Source organism: Pelagibacterium lentulum (assembly GCF_003992625.1).
Lineage (GTDB): Bacteria > Pseudomonadota > Alphaproteobacteria > Rhizobiales > Devosiaceae > Pelagibacterium > Pelagibacterium lentulum.
Genome location: NZ_RZMW01000038.1, coordinates 32,442 through 47,257, shown reverse-complemented (window position 1 = coordinate 47,257; position 14,816 = coordinate 32,442). Strand labels below are relative to the sequence as shown.

At 58.7% G+C, this 14,816-nt stretch carries 11 protein-coding genes; 6 read left to right on the top strand and 5 right to left on the bottom strand.

Annotation, left to right across the window (positions count from 1 at the left end; genetic code table 11):
* Positions 1-50: 50 nt before the first annotated feature.
* The 5 genes from EO133_RS12525 to EO133_RS12505 all read right to left on the bottom strand — a co-directional run bounded on the left by EO133_RS12525 (position 51) and on the right by EO133_RS12505 (position 5,542).
* The gene (locus tag EO133_RS12525; RefSeq protein WP_127072994.1) at positions 51-1,055 is read right to left on the bottom strand and encodes an ABC transporter permease; all 1,005 of its coding nucleotides are present in this window, start codon (positions 1,053-1,055) and stop codon (positions 51-53) included.
* Positions 1,052-2,041, bottom strand: coding sequence for an ABC transporter permease (locus tag EO133_RS12520; RefSeq protein WP_127072993.1), 990 nt, complete (start codon positions 2,039-2,041; stop codon positions 1,052-1,054). The genes EO133_RS12525 and EO133_RS12520 overlap by 4 nt, the downstream gene beginning before the upstream one ends.
* Positions 2,038-3,576: a sugar ABC transporter ATP-binding protein gene (locus EO133_RS12515; RefSeq protein WP_127072992.1), complete on the bottom strand. Its 1,539-nt coding sequence runs from the start codon at positions 3,574-3,576 to the stop codon at positions 2,038-2,040. The genes EO133_RS12520 and EO133_RS12515 overlap by 4 nt, the downstream gene beginning before the upstream one ends.
* A 104-nt stretch (positions 3,577-3,680) precedes the next feature.
* On the bottom strand, positions 3,681-4,676 hold the full coding sequence (gene rhaS / locus EO133_RS12510) for a rhamnose ABC transporter substrate-binding protein (protein ID WP_127072991.1): 996 nt from the start codon (positions 4,674-4,676) through the stop codon (positions 3,681-3,683).
* Between the two features lie 56 nt (positions 4,677-4,732).
* Positions 4,733-5,542 carry a DeoR/GlpR family DNA-binding transcription regulator gene (locus EO133_RS12505; protein ID WP_127072990.1) on the bottom strand — a complete coding sequence of 270 codons (810 nt, stop codon included), beginning with the start codon at positions 5,540-5,542 and terminating at the stop codon, positions 4,733-4,735.
* Positions 5,543-5,731: 189 nt separating this feature from the next.
* Between EO133_RS12505 and EO133_RS12500 the strand changes: the two genes are divergently transcribed.
* The 6 genes from EO133_RS12500 to EO133_RS12475 all read left to right on the top strand — a co-directional run bounded on the left by EO133_RS12500 (position 5,732) and on the right by EO133_RS12475 (position 14,529).
* Entirely contained in the window at positions 5,732-7,834 is a 2,103-nt protein-coding gene (locus tag EO133_RS12500) for a bifunctional rhamnulose-1-phosphate aldolase/short-chain dehydrogenase (protein ID WP_127072989.1), read from the top strand.
* Between the two features lie 21 nt (positions 7,835-7,855).
* Positions 7,856-9,148, top strand: a complete 1,293-nt coding sequence (gene rhaI, locus EO133_RS12495; RefSeq protein ID WP_127072988.1) for an L-rhamnose catabolism isomerase — start codon at positions 7,856-7,858, stop codon at positions 9,146-9,148.
* A gap of 192 nt (positions 9,149-9,340) precedes the next feature.
* Entirely contained in the window at positions 9,341-10,255 is a 915-nt protein-coding gene (locus EO133_RS12490) for a LysR family transcriptional regulator (RefSeq protein ID WP_127072987.1), read from the top strand.
* A gap of 66 nt (positions 10,256-10,321) precedes the next feature.
* Positions 10,322-11,239 (top strand): pseudouridine-5'-phosphate glycosidase, encoded by a 918-nt coding sequence (locus EO133_RS12485; protein ID WP_127072986.1) that lies wholly within the window; start codon positions 10,322-10,324, stop codon positions 11,237-11,239.
* Positions 11,240-11,245: 6 nt separating this feature from the next.
* A complete protein-coding gene (locus EO133_RS12480) occupies positions 11,246-12,130 on the top strand; it encodes a carbohydrate kinase family protein (RefSeq protein WP_127072985.1) in 885 nt (294 codons plus the stop codon).
* Positions 12,131-12,249: 119 nt separating this feature from the next.
* Complete coding sequence (locus EO133_RS12475) at positions 12,250-14,529, top strand: VWA domain-containing protein (protein WP_127072984.1); 2,280 nt, start codon at positions 12,250-12,252, stop codon at positions 14,527-14,529.
* Positions 14,530-14,816 lie beyond the last annotated feature (287 nt).

The window sequence follows — 14,816 nt, the reverse complement described above, 5'->3', positions numbered from 1 at the left end:
AGCGCATTTGGCATTGGTTTTGCCAATATCGATAACGCCTACATACGTCGTCACGCCGCCATCCTTGCCCGCACGCGCCGAATAACCACCGGCAACCCGATGACGGAAATCAGCATCAGCCCGATAAAGATCGACATCACGATCCCCGGCACGTTCAAAAGCCCCAGCCCGAAGGTCACAAGCCCCATGATGAAGGCCGCGATCACCACCCCGAAAATGCTGCCCGCGCCGCCGAGAATGGAAACGCCGCCCAGCACCACCATCGTCACCACTTCAAGCTCCCACGCGAACGCAATTGAGGGGCGGGTAGAGCCCAGCCGCGAGGTCAGCAGCACCGCCGCCACTCCCGACATCAGCCCTGTCAGGATAAACAGGATGAACTTGATGCGTCGCACGCGAATGCCTGAAAACTGCGCCGCCACCGGGTTATTGCCGATGGCAAACACCGAACGCCCGAAGCTCGTGCGGTGCAATATGATGTAAAACACAACCGCCAGCGCCAGAAACAGCACCAGCTCAAACGAGATCACCCACCAGACATAGCCCTGTCCGAAAAAGGCGAAATCGGACGGATAGCCCCGGAACGCCTGATCACCCAGAACGATATAGGCAATGCCGCGGAAAAGACTCATCGTGCCGATGGTGACGACAATCGAGGGCAGGCCGAGGCCACTCACCAGCATGCCATTAAACGCGCCGCAGGCAACGCCCACCAACAGCCCGATGGCGACAAGCGTCGGCGTATCGACACCAAATTGCAGCGCAAAGCCCATTGCTGTTGAGGCCAGCGCGATGATCGAGGCGACCGAGAGGTCGATTTCGCCTGAAATAATCACCATCGCCATGGCCAGCGCGATGATCGCCTTCTCGGTGAAATTGAATGTCGCGTCCGAAAGGCTCCAGGGATTGAGAAAATAGGGCGAGGCGAAGCTGTTGGCGACAAAGATCGCAATCGCGACGATAATCAGCAGCATTTCCCAGCTTTTCAGCGCCGATTTGAACGGGCTTTCCAACCGGTCGGGAATGTTGCGGGGAGAATGGCTTACCGCGCTCATGGGGCAACCTCTGCCTTTTCGGCCTTTTTGAGAATGATACGGCCCTTCTTGCGTTCATTGCGGGCATTGAAGATCACGGCAATCACGATCACCGCGCCCGAAATGGCCATCTGGGCAAAGGGCGAAACATTGATGACAGGCAGGGCATTATTGACCACTCCAAGGAACAATGCGCCCAGCACAGCACCGCCCACGGTGCCGATACCACCGGCAATCGAGATGCCCCCGATCACACACGCCGCAATGATCTGCAGCTCAAACCCGCCCGCAATATCCACATAGGCAACGGCATAGCGCGCCACCCACAGATACCCTGCCAGCCCGGCGACTGCCCCGGCAATGGTGAAGGCGAAGAACCGCGTCCGGCCCACATCGATGCCGGTGTAAACGGAAGCAGTCGGGTTCACGCCCACAGCGTAAAACGAGCGCCCCAACGGCGTCCGGCTCATCAGCAAGACAAACAATCCGATCACCGCAATGGCGATCCATGACGAGACAGGCAATCCCAGCATCACCGCGCGCGGCAGCGCCTTGAACGCATCGCTCATCTGGTGGGCATTCACCCATTGCCCGCTCGAAAGCAGGAAAATCGAGCCGCGGAAAATCGTCATTGTGCCAAGCGTTACAACGATCGAGGGAATATCCAGCTTCCAGACCAGCAGCCCGTTGATCGCCCCGAGACCTGCGCCTAGCGAAATCCCGACCGCGAGCAATAGCGGCATTGGGATGCCGGGAAATGCAGCATTGAGCATGGCCATGACCATGCCGCACAACGCAAGGTTCGCAGCCATTGATAGGTCGATGCAGCGTGTCAGGATCACCAGCATCTGCCCCAATGCCAGAATGGCGAGGATCGATGTGTCATCGAAAACGCGCACCATGTTGCGCGGTGCAATAAAGGCGGGAAACCGCAGCGAAATCAGACCGATCAGAACCGCAATCGCCGCTACAAGGATCAGTTCGCGATGCTTGAGAAGCGCTTTCATGCCGGATCTCCCTCAATGCCCGCCGCGGTCCGCACCAGCGTTTCCGCATCGAGATGTTCCCGCGCAAAACGCCCGGCAATCCGCCCCTCGCGCATGACGATTACATTGTCCGACATACCCATGATTTCGGGCAACTCCGACGAAACCATAATGATGGCCAGGCCGTCCGCCGCCAGCTCGGATATGAATTCATGCACCGCCGCCTTGGATCCGATATCGATGCCCTTGGTCGGCTCGTCCAGAATGATGACCCGTGGCGCCGTCGCCAGCCATTTGCCGATCACGACCTTCTGCTGGTTGCCGCCCGAAAGGGTGCCGACTTCCTGACTGAGCGAGGAGGCGCGCAGGTCCAGCCGTTCGGAATATTTGCGCGCCAGCGCAAATTCTTCGGCCAGTCGCAAAAAACCCGATTTCGACGTTTTCTTGAGCGAGGGCAGGGAAATGTTCTGGAAAATCGGCAGCCCCGTGATGGCGCCTTGTCGCCCGCGCTCTTCGGGCACATAAACGATGCCGCTCTCAATCGCCTTTGCCGGGTTTTTAGCTAATGCCGGTTTTCCATCCAGCCTCACGCTGCCACCGGAAGGCTTGGTGATCCCGAACAACGTCTGCATGACTTCCGTGCGCCCGGCACCGACAAGCCCGTAAAAGCCAAGAATTTCGCCTTCGCGCAGAGAAAAGGAAATATCTTCAAATTCAGTGGGATGGCTCAAATTGTTGACATCGAGAACCACATCGCCCGGCGTTACATCCAGCTTGGGAAAAGCGCGTTCGACCGAGCGCCCGACCATCATCCGCACAAGTTGGGACTGCTCGGTATCCTTCATCAACCCTGCACCCACCATCTCCCCGTCGCGAAAGACGGCGTAGCGGTCGGCAACCCGGAAGATTTCATCGAACTTGTGCGAGATGAAAAGGATCGCCTTGCCGTCCTGCTTGAGCAGATCGATCAGAACGAACAGTTCCTCGATTTCCTTGTGTGACAGCGCAGCGGTCGGTTCGTCCATGATGACGATTTGCGCCTCAATCGAGAGGGCACGCGCAACAGCGACCAGATGCTTGTTGGCGATCGAGAGGTCCTTGAGGCGCGCGTTAGGATCGATCGGCGCCCCCATTGACGCAAGGATGTCCTTTGCTTCGGCACGCAGTTTGCGCCAGTCGATCATCCCGAACCGCGTGCGGGGCGCATGGCCAAGAAAAATGTTCTCAGCAACCGAAAGTTCGTCGAACAGCACGGTTTCCTGATGGATCGCGGTAATCCCGAGGCCCAGCGCCGCATGAGCGGTTGGCAGGGTTATGTCTTGGCCATTGAGCGTTATCGCACCACCGTCGGGCTGGTAAATGCCCGTCATGATCTTGACCAGCGTGGATTTGCCTGCCCCGTTTTCCCCAATCAACGCGGTCACTTGGCCGGGGTATAGCTCCAGCGCAATGTTGTCGAGGGCCTTGACGCCGGGGAAGGATTTGGAAATCCCCGAAAGGGTGAGGCTCGGCGCGGCCGCTTCTGTTTCAAGCACCTTGTGCATCGTTTGGCTCATGGCAAAATCTGCAACACCCGAGTGAGACGAATGCGTCAGGCGTCAGGCGTAAATATAGGGTTTCCGGCCCGGTCGAAATCTCCGGGCCGGATTTGTGAAGCCGATCAAAAGATTTCGGCGAACTCATCCACATTTGATGCATCATAGGTGAACGGATCGGACATTGCCGCTTCGCCGTTTTCACCGATCATGACTTCGCCTACACGGCCGATTCCGATGATGTCGCCTTCGTTGGCTGTCGCTTCACCCGTTGCCAGGGCGTGGGCGATATAGGCCGCCGAATAGCCCAGATCGATCGGGTTCCAGATCGCAAAGGACTGGCTGGCGCCCGAATGGATGTGCCCCGCCATTTCCGAAGGCAGCGCAAGGCCAGTGACGTTGATCTCACCGATCTTACCCGCATCGGTCACAGCCTGCGCAGCAGCAACGATACCAACCGTGGTCGGTGCAATGATCGCGTCGAGATTTGGATAAGTCTGCATCAGGCCTTGGGCCTCGCGATAGGACTTGTCCGAAAGATCGTCACCATAAACCACGGCAACGAGATCGATGCCTTCGTATTCGGGCAAGACCTTGCGCGCTTCCTCGATCCAGATGTTCTGGTTGGTTGCGGTTGCCGTTGCCGAGAGAATGGCAACCTCGCCGCCTTCAGGCAGATGATCGGCGGCGAGCCGGATGATGGTATTGCCGATCAACTCATTGGACGAGGGGTTGAGATGCATTGCACGCCCTTCAGGGGCTACGCCTGAATCCCAGGAAATAACGGTGATGCCGCGATCCATCGCGCGCTGTAGGGCCGGCACGACCGCATCCGGATCGTTTGCCGAAATGGCAATCGCGTCCACTTGCTGGGCGATCAGTGCGTTGATGACCTCGATCTGGGCTTCGGCTGTTGGCTCAGTCGGGCCGGTATAGATGATTTCAACATCGCCAAGTTCAGCAGCGGCCTCCTCGGCACCGCGCGCAGCGGCCTCAAAAAAGCCGTTGCCGAGCGATTTCACCAGCAGCGCAATGCGTGTCTGGGCCTGCGCGGGGGCAGCGAATGAAAACATCGCTGCGGTCAGCGCAGTTGTGGCAATGAGTGATTTTACAAGGCTCATGGTTTCCTCCCTTGGAATATGGTGAGCTTTTTGGCTTTTGGCTATTGTCCCGGTCGTCACGCGACCGATGAAGATTCTTGTTTTTCGGCTTCTCCGGCCTCTGCTACGATGACATCGACGCCCTTGTCCTCGAGCATCTGGCGGTCCTCGTCGCGCAACCCGCGATCGGTAATGATGGTATGCACGCGCTCCAGCCGGCACAGAATCAGACTTGAGCGCTGCTTGAATTTCGAGGAGTCGGCCAGCACCACCAGTTCATCGGCCTGATTGAGCAGTTTGTTCTCGGCCTGGATCAAGAGCGGGTCCGCTTCGGTAACGCCATGCGCTCCGATTCCTTGCGCACCCATGAACATGCGGCGTGCATAAAAATGCTTTGTCACATCGCTCTCGAACGGAGACAGGATGATATTCTGCTCGCGATAGATCGTTCCGCCCGGTACGATCACACTGTTGCGCGAATTGGCGAGCAGGTGGCTGGCGATGGGAAAGGAATTGGTAAAGACCTGACAGCGCCGATGCGCAAGGTGAAACACCATCTGATAGGTGGTTGTACCACCATTGATGATAATGGAATCGCCGTCGGCGCACATTTCGACCGCCGCCTTGGCGATTGCGCGCTTGAGATTGATGTTGATTGTTTCGTTGACCGAAAAGGGACGCCCGATCAGGCCCGCCTGCGTGGGCGGGGTCAGCGCTTCTGCACCGCCGCGAACGCGCCGCAGCTTGCCTTGCACATGCAAAGCCGCAATATCGCGCCGAATGGTTGCTTCCGAGGTTTCGGTAAGCTCCACAAGTTCCGTCACCGTGGCGACTGGCCGCGACTGTACCGCGGACAATATGACCCTGTGGCGCTCACGCTCATGCATCTGAATAGTTCTCCCTTGCCACTATCGTTTTCACCAATTTCAATCAATGTCAATCATATTTCGCGCCCATCTCGTGAAACATGATGTTTTATGATTGTTTATGATCGTTTATGATTGACACTCGCGGGTGTTAGGTGCAAAACGCCAACAAAGGGCAAATGCTCGCCATTTCTGTATTGGGAGGATCCAATGGCCGTTACCGTCGCGTCCACGCGTCTCGACAATCTTTGGGATGATGTCAAAGCGGCATCGATGAACGAGGCTGACCGGCTGGTTTATCGGTCCAACCTGCTGGGCTCGGACATGCGCGTCACCAACTACGGCGGCGGCAACACCTCGTCCAAAATCATGGAAAAGGACCCGCTGACCGGCGAGGAGGTCGAAGTCCTCTGGGTCAAGGGCTCGGGCGGCGATGTCGGCACCATCAAGCGCGATGGCTTTTCAACGCTTTACATGGACAAGCTCCGCGCGCTCAAGGACATCTATCGCGGCGTTGAATATGAAGACGAGATGGTGGGCTATCTGCCCCATTGTACCTTCAATCTCAATCCGCGCGCTGCCTCCATCGATACACCGCTCCACGCCTATGTCCCGCGCAAATTCGTCGATCACATGCACCCGGACGCGATCATTGCAATTGCCGCCAGTGCTGACAGCAAGGCGTTGACCCAGGAGATTTTCGGCGATGAAATCGGCTGGTTACCCTGGAAGCGCCCCGGCTTTGAACTCGGCCTTTGGCTGGAAAAGTTCTGTCTTGAAAATCCCGATGCCAAAGGCGTGATCCTCGAAAGCCACGGCTTGTTCACTTGGGGGGATACGCCGAAAGCCTGTTACGAAACCACCATCGCCACCATCAACAAGGCCATTGCCTGGCTCGATCAGAAAACGGCCGATAAACCCGCTTTTGGCGGCGAAAAGGTCAAGGCGCTCGATGCCGCTCAGCGTCAGGCGATTGCTAGCAAGCTGATGCCCGCCATTCGCGGCATGATCTCGGCCGATAGCCATAAGGTTGGCCATTTCGACGATTCCGCGACTGTTCTCGATTTCGTCAATTCCAACGCGCTGGCCGATCTCGCGCCGCTAGGCACTTCATGCCCCGATCACTTCCTGCGCACCAAGATCGCGCCGCTGGTGATCGATTTCGATCCGGCAATGCCTGATGTCGATGCAGTGCTGGAGGGTCTCGAAGGTGCAATCGCCCAATATCGCGAGGGCTACGCCGCATATTACGAGCGCTGCAAGCGGGACAACTCGCCCGCCATGCGCGATCCCAACGCCGTTGTTTATCTCATCCCCGGCGTGGGCATGATTACCTTCGCCAAGGACAAGGCCACGGCCCGTGTTTCGGCTGAATTTTATATCAACGCTATCAATGTCATGCGCGGCGCGTCCTCGGTCTCGACTTATCGCGGCCTTGATGAACAGGAAGCCTTCGACATCGAATATTGGCTGCTTGAAGAAGCAAAGCTGCAACGTATGCCAAAGCCCAAATCGCTGGCAGGCCGGATCGCGCTTGTGACCGGCGGAGCAGGGGGGATTGGCAAGGCAACTGCAGTCCGGCTGCTGCGCGAAGGCGCCTGCGTCATCCTCGCTGACATCGATGAAAAGGCACTCGGCTCAGCAAGCGAGGAATTGTCCGGCGCCTTCGGCAAGGACAGCGTGCGCGCGGTTCGGGTCGATGTGACCGACGAGCAGGCCGTCATCGATGGCTTTGCCAATGCGGCCCGCGAGTTCGGCGGCCTCGATATTCTCGTTTCCAATGCCGGTCTGGCATCCTCGGCACCGATTGGCGAAACCACACTGGCGCTCTGGAACAAGAACATGGACATTCTGGCGACAGGTTACTTCCTTGTCAGCCGCTCTGCGTTCAACCTGTTCCATACCCAGAAAATCGGCGGCAACATTGTCTTCGTCGCCTCAAAGAACGGGCTTGCCGCGTCGCCTAACGCCTCGGCCTATTGCACGGCCAAGGCCGCCGAAATCCACCTCGCGCGCTGCCTCGCGCTTGAAGGGGCCGCCGATCAGATCCGTGTTAACGTCGTCAATCCTGACGCTGTCTTGCGCGGCTCCAAGATCTGGACCGGGGAATGGAAAGAACAGCGCGCCGCCGCCTACAACATGGATACCGACGAGCTCGAAGAGCACTACCGTCAACGCTCCATGCTCAAGCGTTCGGTGTTCCCCGAAGATATTGCTGAAGCCATCTATTTCCTGGCTTCGGAAGCATCCGCAAAATCGACCGGCAACATCATCAACGTCGACGCGGGCAACGCACAAAGCTTCACGCGCTGATTGGCTCTCTGGGAGGAAAAAATGGCTGAATACAAGATCGGCTCCGATCAGATTGGAGCCAATAACGACAAGCACGCCAAGGCCTTGTACGCCGATTACGCGGCCCTTGGCGAACACCTGGCGCGACGCAATATCGACATCGAAAAACTCGTCGAAAAAGTCTCCGCTTATGGCGTGGCCGTCCCCTCATGGGGCGTTGGCACCGGCGGCACGCGCTTTGCCCGCTTCCCCGGCGCTGGCGAACCGCGCGACATCTTCGACAAGCTCGACGATTGCGGCGTTATTCACCAGTTGACCGGCGCCACCCCCAACGTCTCGCTGCATATTCCGTGGGACAAGGCCGACCCCAAAGCCCTGCTCGAAAAGGCCGATACCCTCGGGCTCGGCTTTGATGCCATGAACTCCAATACTTTTTCCGACGCAGAAGGCCAGAAGCACTCCTATAAATTCGGCTCGCTTAGCCACGCCAGTGCCGCCACCCGCGCACAGGCCGTCGAGCACAACATCGAATGTATCGAAATCGGCAAGGCCATCGGATCCAAGGCGCTCACGGTCTGGATTGGTGATGGTTCCAACTTCCCCGGCCAGACCAATTTCACCACCCAGTTCGAGCGCTACCTCGATGCCATGAAGGATGTGGTCAAGGCACTGCCTGCCGATTGGCGCATCTTCACCGAGCACAAGATGTACGAACCGGCCTTTTATTCCACCGTCGTGCAGGATTGGGGCACCAATTACATGATCGCGCAGGAATTGGGCCCGCAGGCCTATTGCCTTGTCGATCTCGGCCACCATGCCCCCAACGTCAATATCGAGATGATCGTCGCCCGCCTGATCCAGTTCAAAAAGCTGGGCGGCTTCCATTTCAACGATTCCAAGTACGGTGACGACGACCTCGATACCGGCTCAATCGATCCGTTCCGGCTCTTCCTTGTGTTCAATGAACTTGTCGATGCCGAACAGCGCGGCGCAGAAGGCTTCGATCCGGCCCACATGCTCGATCAGAGCCATAACGTGACCGATCCCATCGAAAGCCTCATGCAGAGTGCGATGGAAGTGCAACGCGCCTATGCGCAGGCGCTTCTGGTTGATCGCGGCGCGCTCAAGTCCTTCCAAGAGGATAATGACGCGCTTATGGCTGCCCAGACGCTCAAAAAGGCTTTCCGCACAGATGTCGAGCCCATACTCGCCATGGCGCGTCAGCGCAAAGGCGCAGCTATCGATCCCATCGCTGCCTATCGCGCAGCAGGCTATCGGGCCAAAGTTGCTGCCGAACGTCCTGCAGTCACCGGCGGCTCCGGCGGCATCGTATAACGCTACGCTTATGCGTCCCTCTCGGTTCTTTCACTAACGCCTGGCAAAAAACACCACCGTCGCCCCGGGATTCATTCCCGGGGGCCAGCAACTGAGCGTACGTTAATCGCAAGCGCCGCTCAACTTCGGATGCGTGCGCCAAAACCTGCTATAATTTCCGCGCGTAGAGATTCGCTGATGAGCAGGGCCTAAATGACAAATTTCGATCCGGTAACCGCACGGCTGGTTCTCGCCTTGGCCCGCGACGGATCGATTGCCAAGGCGGCCGAGCGCGAAAGCATCGCCCCTTCGGCGATCAGTCGCCGCATTGCCGATTTGGAAAGCCGCCTCGGTGCCGTACTGTTTGATCGTTCTGCGCTCGGCGTAACGCTCACTCATGCAGGCACCGCCTATGCCGAAGGCTGCCGTCGCATCTTCCGCGAAATCGCTGATCTGGAAACCGGCATGACCCGCTTTGCTTCGGGGCAGGGCGGTCAGTTGCGCATTGCCTCGTCCAGTTCGGCGCTCTCGGGTCGCCTGCCGGAAATTCTGGCCGAGTATGCAAGTGCCCATCCTGATGTTGCCCTCGACATCCGTGAGATGGTGGCCCGTGCCGCGCTTTCCGCGCTCGAAGATGCGCAGGTCGATGTCGCCATCGTCGCCGATAATTACGATTTCACGCGCTTTGAAGTGACCCCTTTCGAGGACGATCACGTCTGGGTCATCGCCTCGCCCGATCACTCGCTGGGCACCCAACTCGCCAAAAGCAAGCCGATCAGCTTTGACGAAGTGGTGCATTACGAGGTGGTGGGCGTCCACCATACCGGTGCGCTGGACCGCCTGCTCAATGAAGCCGCGCACAAGGCCGGGCGTACGCTGGGTCAGCGCGTAAATGTCGAAAGCTTTCCCTCGCTTGTGCGCATGGTCGAAGCCGGGTTCGGCATCGGATTCTTGCGAAATTCCTCCATTCATCTTCTGGCGGGGACCGACCTTGTTTACGCCCCGTTGTCCGAAGATTGGGCCAAACGGCAATTGCTGATCGCGCGCCGCAAGAAAGGGGCCCTTGCGGCCTCGGTTCACGCCTTTCTCGACCTTGCCAATCAGAGCTATCGCTCGACACAGATTTAGCGCGGTTGCGGTTTGCCCCGCTTTGTGATTTGGCTTGCGCCAGTTGCAAGACACAAAGGTTATCGTGTGAACGCCTATCTCTCCATAAGCCCTGAAGTTCAGGCTGCGCTCGATGCGGGCAAACCCGTTGTCGCCCTCGAATCCACAATCATCACCCACGGCATGCCCTATCCGCAAAACCTCGAAACCGCGCTCGCGGTCGAAAAGGTCGTGCGTGACAACGGCGCCATTCCGGCAACCATCGCGGTCATGGGCGGCAAGCTGTGCGTCGGTGTTGCTGGCGATGATCTCGAAACGCTCGCCCGGACGGGGCTGGACGCTGCAAAAGCCTCACGGCGCGACCTTGCCGCCATTCTCGCCAAGGGCAAAACGGCAGGCACAACGGTAGCCACCACCATGCAGATCGCGGCGCTCGCTGGCATCAAAATCTTTGCAACCGGCGGTATTGGCGGCGTTCACCGTGGCGCGGAAACCACCTTTGACATATCTGCGGATCTCACCGAATTGTCGCAAACCCCGGTTGCCGTTGTTTGCGCGGGTGCAAAGTCGATTCTCGATATTGGAAAAACGCTGGAAGTGCTTGAAACAAATGGCGTTCCCGTCATCGGATATGGCACCGATGCCTTCCCGGCCTTCTTTGCGCGCGAAAGCGGCTATCCAGTAGATTATCGCGCCGATACGGCAGAAGAAGTTGCGCGCCTCATTGCCATCCAGTCCGATCTGGGCATGGCTGGCGGTGTTCTCGTTGCCAACCCGATCCCGGAGGCTGATGCTCTTGAGGCCGATGAAATCAACGCCCGCATTGCCTCGGCCATTGCCGATGCTGAGGCACAAGGCGTCACCCGCAAGGATCTCACGCCCTATCTGCTCAACCGTATTTTCGAGCTGACGGACGGTAAGAGCCTTGTTGCCAACATCGCGCTGGTCAAAAACAACGCCGCAGTCGCCGCGCAGATCGCTGCAGCGCTCGCCACATCGCGATAACGTAAGATGGCAGGCGGTATTCTCGTTATCGGTGATGTCATCAACGACATCGTGGTCAAACCATTCGGCCCGATTGCCCGCGGCACCGATACGCGGGCAACCATCCGGCACACAAATGGTGGATCGGGTGCCAATCAGGCGGCATGGCTGGCAGCGCTTGGCGCCGAGGTGCGCTTTGCGGCGCGTGTGGGCAGCACCGACAAGAACCGGCTGACGGCGTATTTTTCCGGCCTCGGTGTTGAGCCTTGCCTTGCCGCCGATGACGATTTTCCCACGGGCCAGATCGTCTGCCTCATCGATCCTGACGGCGAGCGCAGCTTTCTCACCGATCGCGGCGCCAATGCGCAACTCGATGCCGACGACCTGCCGCCATCGCTGCTCGATGGCATCGAAATCGTTCATATCTCTGGCTATGCCCTGTTCGAGCCGGGCGCGCGTGCTGCAGTGCTCGATCTGGTCGCGATTGCCAAGCAACGCGACATCGCCGTCAGCATTGACCCCGCCTCAACGGCTTTCCTCGCTGAAGTCGGCCGTGCCGACTTTATCGAATGGACACGCGGCGCCGATTTTCTCTTCCCCAATGCCGATGAAGCCGCCTTGCTGACCGGCAAGATCGCCCGGCAGGAGCAATGGCCCTTACTGCTGGCCGATTATCAAACCGTAGTGCTCAAGTTCGGCGGCGATGGCGCGCTCTTGGCCACGCGCGATGCCGAGCCGATCTCCAAGCCGGCAAAAAGCGTCGTCGTTCAGGACACGACCGGCGCTGGGGACGCCTTCCTCGCCGGTTTCCTCGCCGCCCGCCTGCGCGGGGAAGCACCGGAAGCCTGCCTTGAGCTTGCAATTCATTCTGGCGCCCGCGCCGTCACAAATATCGGCGCCCAGCCGTTCTGATCGGTACAAGTTGCGCGTAGCCCAAACGCAATAAACACGCTTAAAAATACATCAATTGCATTGTGGAAAGTATCGGGCTTAACTGTCGCTCATCTGCTTTTTTAGCTAGTGGGGGACGCATGAAACCGGCTATCAGAACTTCTCTGGCGTTTTTGCTTTTGGCAGGCGGCAGTCTTGGCGCGGTTCACGCCGCCGAAGATGTAATGGTGGTTTATGACGCATCAGGCTCGATGTGGGGCCAGATCGACGGCGTCAGCAAAATCGAGATCGCCCGGAATGTGATGGCCGGCCTTGTCAATGCGTGGCCCGCCGATACCAATCTCGGCCTCGTGGCCTTTGGACATCGGCGCCAAGGGGATTGCGGAGACATTGAAACCATCATCGAACCGCAGCCGATCTCGCCCGCGACCTATCTTGATGCGGTCAATGCCATCACCCCGCATGGCCGCACGCCACTCTCTGCGGCTGTTGAACATGCTGCCGAAGCACTCGCCTATCGCGACAACCCGGCCACAGTGGTCCTGATCTCCGATGGTATCGAAAATTGTCAGGCCGATCCCTGCGCGCTTGCCGCGCAGCTTGCCCAGCAGGGCGTGGCCTTCACCACCCATGTCATCGGCTTTGATATTGCGTCCGACGATCATGAAAAGCTCGCTTGCATAGCTGAAAATACCGGCGGCATTTTCGTTCCGGCAGACGATGCGCAGCAACTCGCTGCAGCCGTTGCCCAGGTGCAATCGGTGATCGAGGCCCAGCCCGAACCGGAACCCGCTCCAGAGCCAGAGCCCGATCCGGCAATCGAGGTGTCTGTCAAAGCCCCACACACTGTCACGGTGGGCGCCAGGTTCACGGTCGGCTGGACACCGACAATCGCGGCCAACGACTATTTGACAATCGTGGAAGCCGGGGCTCGCGAAGGCAGTTACGGCAATTATGCTCGCGCCCGCGATCATGATGAAGTCGAGTTAACCGCGCCTTCCGAAGTAGGAGTTTACGAGGTGCGTTACGTCCTCGATCAGGACGGCCGCACAATGGGCACTGCGTACGTCGAAGTCATCGAGTCGGTCGTCATCCTCTCCGCGCCGGAACAGGTCGAGACCGGCGCGCGGTTTGACGTATCCTGGGCTCAGAGCGTCAACAGCAACGACTACATCACCATTGTCGATGTATCGGCGCGCGAAGGCAGCTATGGCAATTACATCCGTGTCCGCGATGACAGTGAAGGCACACTGACGGCCCCGGCTGAGCCGGGCCTTTATGAAGTGCGCTATGTGCTTGCCGAGGGTGGCGTCACTCAGGCGGGCGTTCTGGTGCAAGTTACCGATGCGGAACAGGCGGTCTCAGGGCCCGAACAGGTTACGACCGGATCGCGTTTTCCTATATCGTGGAGCCGAGCCATCAACCCTAACGATTACGTCACCATCGTTGCACTCGGCGCGGCGGAAGGCTCCTATGGCAACTATATCCGGGTCCGCGATTCCAGTGAGGGTGAACTCACTGCCCCTCCGGAAACCGGGCTGTATGAGTTGCGTTACGTGCTCGCGGAAGGCGGGCGTACAATGGCAAGCGCGCCCATTGAAGTCACCGCTGCCGAGGTTACTGTTTCTGCACCTGGACAGGCTGCTGCTGGCTCTCGCATCGCCGTTTCGTGGTCCGGCACCGTCAACGCCAATGATTATGTGACCATTGTGTCCATGGGCGCAAATGAAGGCTCATATGGCAATTATGCGCGCGTCCGGTCCGATACCCAGGGTGAACTGGTCGCGCCGTCCGAACCGGGCTTTTATGAAGTGCGCTATGTTCTTGCAGAAGGAGGCGTCACGCTGGCATCGGCGCCATTGGAACTTATCGATTCCGAGGTCATCGTCACTGGCCCCGGAACCGTGAGGGCAGGCACGCAAATTTCAGTATCATGGAGCAACACCGTCAATTCCAACGACTACGTTGCAGTCGTTCCTGCGGGCAGCGAATCCGGCTCATTGGGCGCCAGCTACAAGCGGGTGCGTAGCGACACACAAGCGACGTTCACGGCTCCGGACGAGCCAGGCTTTTACGAAGTCCGTTATGTGCTCGATGCTGGACGGCGCCTGATCGCCAGCGACACGTTTGAAGTTGTCGCCGCCGATGCGCCGCTCGACGAAGGGGCAGGGCTATCGGCCCCCTCCAGCGCCGCACCCGGAGCATCGGTCACGGTGACTTGGACGGGAGACGCCGAAAATGCCCGTGTTTCGCTCGCGCGTGCCGATCAGGCTGATTTCAGTTGGATCGAAGCGCAGCCCGCCAACGCGGAAAAGGCAACCAAGTTCACCATGCCCGATGCGCCGGGAAGCTACGAGTTCCGCTTTCTCGACATCGGCAACCAGGCGGTGCTTGGCCGGTCGATCATCGAGGTGCAATAGAGGGGGCGAAGCAAGGCTCGGCAAAAGGAAGCTCCGCGCGACGGTATTCTGTGGTGCAGTGCCTCACCAGCTCATTGGATTCCGGGAGTGTGTCCGGAATCCAATCGCCAGCGGCGGCTTGCTACAGCTTTTCGGTCAATTCCGGCACGGCTTCAAAGATGTCGGCCACCAGCCCGTAATCAGCCACTTTGAAAGAGCTTGGAGGAGCCTTGGACGACGACCTCGCGCGATGTTTCGCGCGCCCCCGCCGGAGCGGCAGGATTTGCGATAGCGGCTAGCGTCATCGC

Excerpts from the sequence above, each read along its gene's own strand:
- EO133_RS12525 (WP_127072994.1), bottom strand. The coding sequence starts at position 1,055 with ATGAGCGCGGTAAGCCATTCTCCCCGCAACATTCCCGACCGGTTGGAA.
- EO133_RS12520 (WP_127072993.1), bottom strand. The coding sequence starts at position 2,041 with ATGAAAGCGCTTCTCAAGCATCGCGAACTGATCCTTGTAGCGGCGATT.
- EO133_RS12515 (WP_127072992.1), bottom strand. The coding sequence starts at position 3,576 with ATGAGCCAAACGATGCACAAGGTGCTTGAAACAGAAGCGGCCGCGCCG.
- rhaS (WP_127072991.1), bottom strand. The coding sequence starts at position 4,676 with ATGAGCCTTGTAAAATCACTCATTGCCACAACTGCGCTGACCGCAGCG.
- EO133_RS12505 (WP_127072990.1), bottom strand. The coding sequence starts at position 5,542 with ATGCATGAGCGTGAGCGCCACAGGGTCATATTGTCCGCGGTACAGTCG.
- EO133_RS12500 (WP_127072989.1), top strand. The coding sequence starts at position 5,732 with ATGGCCGTTACCGTCGCGTCCACGCGTCTCGACAATCTTTGGGATGAT.
- rhaI (WP_127072988.1), top strand. The coding sequence starts at position 7,856 with ATGGCTGAATACAAGATCGGCTCCGATCAGATTGGAGCCAATAACGAC.
- EO133_RS12490 (WP_127072987.1), top strand. The coding sequence starts at position 9,341 with ATGACAAATTTCGATCCGGTAACCGCACGGCTGGTTCTCGCCTTGGCC.
- EO133_RS12480 (WP_127072985.1), top strand. The coding sequence starts at position 11,246 with ATGGCAGGCGGTATTCTCGTTATCGGTGATGTCATCAACGACATCGTG.
- EO133_RS12475 (WP_127072984.1), top strand. The coding sequence starts at position 12,250 with ATGAAACCGGCTATCAGAACTTCTCTGGCGTTTTTGCTTTTGGCAGGC.